The 3,153-nt window shown below is 74.7% G+C and carries 5 protein-coding genes; 2 read left to right on the top strand and 3 right to left on the bottom strand.

The genetic code is table 11. From position 1 onward, the window contains the following. Positions 1-504 (bottom strand): hypothetical protein (locus ACFVXK_RS37835; RefSeq protein ID WP_389621699.1); only part of this gene is annotated, 504 nt, incomplete at its 3' end. Between the two features lie 183 nt (positions 505-687). Here ACFVXK_RS37835 and ACFVXK_RS37830 point away from each other — a divergent pair. Together ACFVXK_RS37830 and ACFVXK_RS37825 are read left to right on the top strand one after the other, a co-directional pair. Continuing rightward, entirely contained in the window at positions 688-1,611 is a 924-nt protein-coding gene (locus ACFVXK_RS37830; RefSeq protein WP_389621696.1) for a VanW family protein, read from the top strand. A gap of 121 nt (positions 1,612-1,732) precedes the next feature. Next, entirely contained in the window at positions 1,733-2,053 is a 321-nt protein-coding gene (locus ACFVXK_RS37825; RefSeq protein ID WP_389621693.1) for a hypothetical protein, read from the top strand. Positions 2,054-2,079: 26 nt separating this feature from the next. On the opposite strand, the gene ACFVXK_RS37820 is transcribed toward ACFVXK_RS37825, so the two are convergent. Together ACFVXK_RS37820 and ACFVXK_RS37815 are read right to left on the bottom strand one after the other, a co-directional pair. Further along, complete coding sequence (locus ACFVXK_RS37820) at positions 2,080-2,682, bottom strand: ATP/GTP-binding protein (protein ID WP_389621690.1); 603 nt, start codon at positions 2,680-2,682, stop codon at positions 2,080-2,082. Further along, complete coding sequence (locus ACFVXK_RS37815) at positions 2,669-3,040, bottom strand: DUF742 domain-containing protein (RefSeq protein ID WP_389621687.1); 372 nt, start codon at positions 3,038-3,040, stop codon at positions 2,669-2,671. The genes ACFVXK_RS37820 and ACFVXK_RS37815 overlap by 14 nt, the downstream gene beginning before the upstream one ends. Between the last annotated feature and the right edge of the window lie 113 nt (positions 3,041-3,153).

Here is a 3,153-nt window from a genome sequence, read left to right as displayed (position 1 = left end):
GACCTGTGGTCCCTGCGCGGCGTCGGCCTCCCCGGGACCGGGCTGGTACCAGAGTCCGGCGAGGGCCGAGGCGGGCACCCAGCCGCGTCCGGTCTCCGGGCCACCGCCGCCCAGCCGGCGCCGCAGCGCCCGCCGGTACCCCGGGAACAGCAGCCCCGGGAGCGTCAGCACGGCGAGCAGCACGATCAGGACGTCCACGACCACTCCGCTCGCCCACTGCACGAGCGCGATCAGGGCCCCGTAACAGAGCGCGACGAGGAACAGCACGATGCAGGCCGTGAGGGCGGCCTGCGGCGCGTCGGCCTTGCGGAGCAGGCTGTAGAGGCCGATCAGGGCGAGCAGGACCAGCGCGGTGACGCAGCCGGCGCCCTCCCCGAGGAAGGTGTCGGCGACGGCGCCGGCGCGCCGGTCCGGGGTGACGGCGTAGCCGCGGTTGTGGAACCGGACGGTGCGCCGGCCGCCCGGTGTGGCGTTGACGCCCTTGATCTCGTACATGGTGATCACGCTAACCTCCCGTCCCCGGACGGCGAGGGCCGCCCCCGGTCCGGGGCGGGCCGCCGTTCTGCGTGAGAACGGGCACATTTTTGTCCTTTTTGACCAAGATGGCTGGATCCTTGTCTGCGGCCGTACCCCCCTCGACCGCACCCGCGAGCCCCGAGGCCCCGGGCCCCCGCCGACAGGAGAGACATGCGACGCGCACACCGCCTGACCGACCACCGGCGGTTCGGACTGCCCGCCCTGGCGGGGGCCGCCGTACTCGGCCTCGGCCTCACCCTGCTGATCCCGGCCGGTCACGCCGCCGGCGCCGAGGTGCCGCCCGCGGCCGGGCAGGCAGCCGCTGCGGTGGCCGGCCGGGTCGGGACCGCACAGGGCCGTCAGGTGGTGTCCTCGTTCACGGTGAACTTCCCCGCCGCCCCGTACCGGACCACGAACATCGGGCGGGCCGTCCAGCTGATCGACGGTTCGGTGGTCGCCCCGGGCCAGACCTGGAGCTTCAACCGGACGGTGGGCGAGCGCACCGCGGCGAACGGCTTCGTCGACGGGGTCATGATCAACGACGGCCGCTACGTGAAGGCGCCGGGCGGCGGTGTCTCCAGCGTGGCGACGGCCGTCTACAACGCCGTGTTCTTCTCGGGCGCCCCCTTCGTCGAGCACGGGGCCCACTCCTTCTACATCGAGCGCTACCCCGAGGGCCGCGAGGCCACCGTCGCCTGGGGCACCCTGGACCTGCGCTGGAGGAACGACTCCGGCCACCCCCTGACCATCCGGGCCTCGTCCACCGACACCTCGGTGACCATCACCCTGGTCGGCACACGCCGGTACGACGCGATACGCGCCACCCAGGGCCCCCGTACGAACGTCGTCCCGCCCGCCAAGCGCGAGGCCACCGGCCCCGACTGCGAGGCGCAGACCCCGTTCGAGGGGTTCGACGTGGCGGTCGACCGCGTGTTCGTCCGGCAGGGCCGGGAGGTCAAGCGGGAGACGTTCCGCACCCACTACACCCCGCGTGACGAGGTCGTCTGCGCCGTCGCCCCCTCGCAGAGCCCGGCCCCGTCGGCCACCCCGTCGGGGAGCCCGGCTCCCGCGGAGCCGCAGCCGGGCCGTTCCTGACCCGCGCCCGGGCCCGCGCGGGGCCGGCGCCTTCCAGGTTGGCCGAAACCCGGACTCCCTCGTGCCCCGCGCCCTGACCTAGCCTGCGGTCCGAACCAGGACGGAAACCGGGGGGACGCACGTGACGCGGGAGACTCAGGCGCACGGGCAGGACAGGCAGGACGCCTGCCTCGACGCGGTGGTGTGGGGCTGCTGCCCCGCCGGGACCGGATGGTTCTGGATGGCCCGCCACACCGCGTGGGACGGCACCGTACGGCGTACCGCGCACGGCTGGCGCGAGACCCGGGACGACGCGACGCGGGAGGGGGCCGCCGCGGCCCGCGGGCTGGCGGCGGGCACCCGCGCCCAGGTGTTCCTGCGCCACCGGGCCGCCGAGTACTCCCTGCGGATCCTGCTGGAGGAGAGCGGGGCCGCGGCCGCACGCCGCCCCGCGCCCCGGTAGGACGGGCGCGCGCGCACCGGCCCCGGTCAGGCCCCCGCCGGGGCCCCGGCCCGGGCGATGACCAGGTCGAGCAGGGCCAGCAGGCAGTCGCGCGCGTCCGCGCGGGAGCGGGCGTCCAGCAGGAGCACCGGGGTGGCGGGGTCCCTCAGGTGCAGGGCGGCGGCGATCTCCTCGGCGGTGTAGGGCTGTTCGCCGTGGAAGCAGTTGGCCCCGACCACGAACGGCAGCCCCCGGCTCTCGAAGAAGTCGATCGCCGGGAAACCCCGGTCCAGCCGCCGGGTGTCGACGAGCACGAGGGCGCCCAGGGCCCCGCTGAGCAGGTCGTCCCACATGAACCAGAACCGCTCCTGGCCGGGCGTGCCGAACAGGTAGAGGACGACCCCGGCGTCGGTGAGCGTGATCCTGCCGAAGTCCATCGCCACGGTGGTGAGGGTCTTGGACTCGATGCCGTCGAGGTCGTCGACGCCGACCCCGGCGCTCGTCAGGCGCTCCTCCGTGCGCAGCGGTTCGATCTCGGAGACCGCCTCGACCAGGGTGGTCTTGCCGACTCCGAACCCGCCGGCGACGAGGATCTTGACCGGGGCCGCTTCCCGGGCCGCGGGGGCGACGGAGGTGTCATATCCGGGCAAGGTTGTCCCTGATTTTCATGAGCAGGTGGACATTGGTGGTCTCGGCGCCCTCCAGGGGCGGCCGGTGGTCGATCAGCCCGCGGTCCGCGAGCTCGCCCAGCAGGAGCGTCATGGGGGTGAGGCGCATGTGCATGCGGGCGGCGATCTCGGCGACGGCCATCCCCACGGGCGGCGCGCACAGGGCCAGGACGGCCCGCCACTCGGTGGACAGGCCGGGGTCGTCGTCGTCCGCGGGGACCGCCGCCACGATGGTGGTGTCCATCGTGAGGACGGTCTGCGGGGCGGCGGACGTGCGGCCGTCGGTGAGCGCGTACAGCCGGGTCCGGCGGGGGCTTCGGCGCTGCGGCTCGTCGGGCATTACGCGGTCGGCGCGGAGGTGCGCTCGGGGGTTCCCAGCCACTCGCCGAGCGCCTGGGCGGTCCGGACGGCCTCGCCGCCCAGCTCGCCGAGCCGCGCCTTGCGGGAGGTCAC

The organism is Streptomyces sp. NPDC058157 (genome assembly GCF_042884105.1).
Taxonomy (GTDB): domain Bacteria; phylum Actinomycetota; class Actinomycetes; order Streptomycetales; family Streptomycetaceae; genus Streptomyces.
The sequence above is the reverse complement of the archived record's forward strand: the minus strand, read 5'-3'. Positions and strand labels throughout refer to the sequence as shown.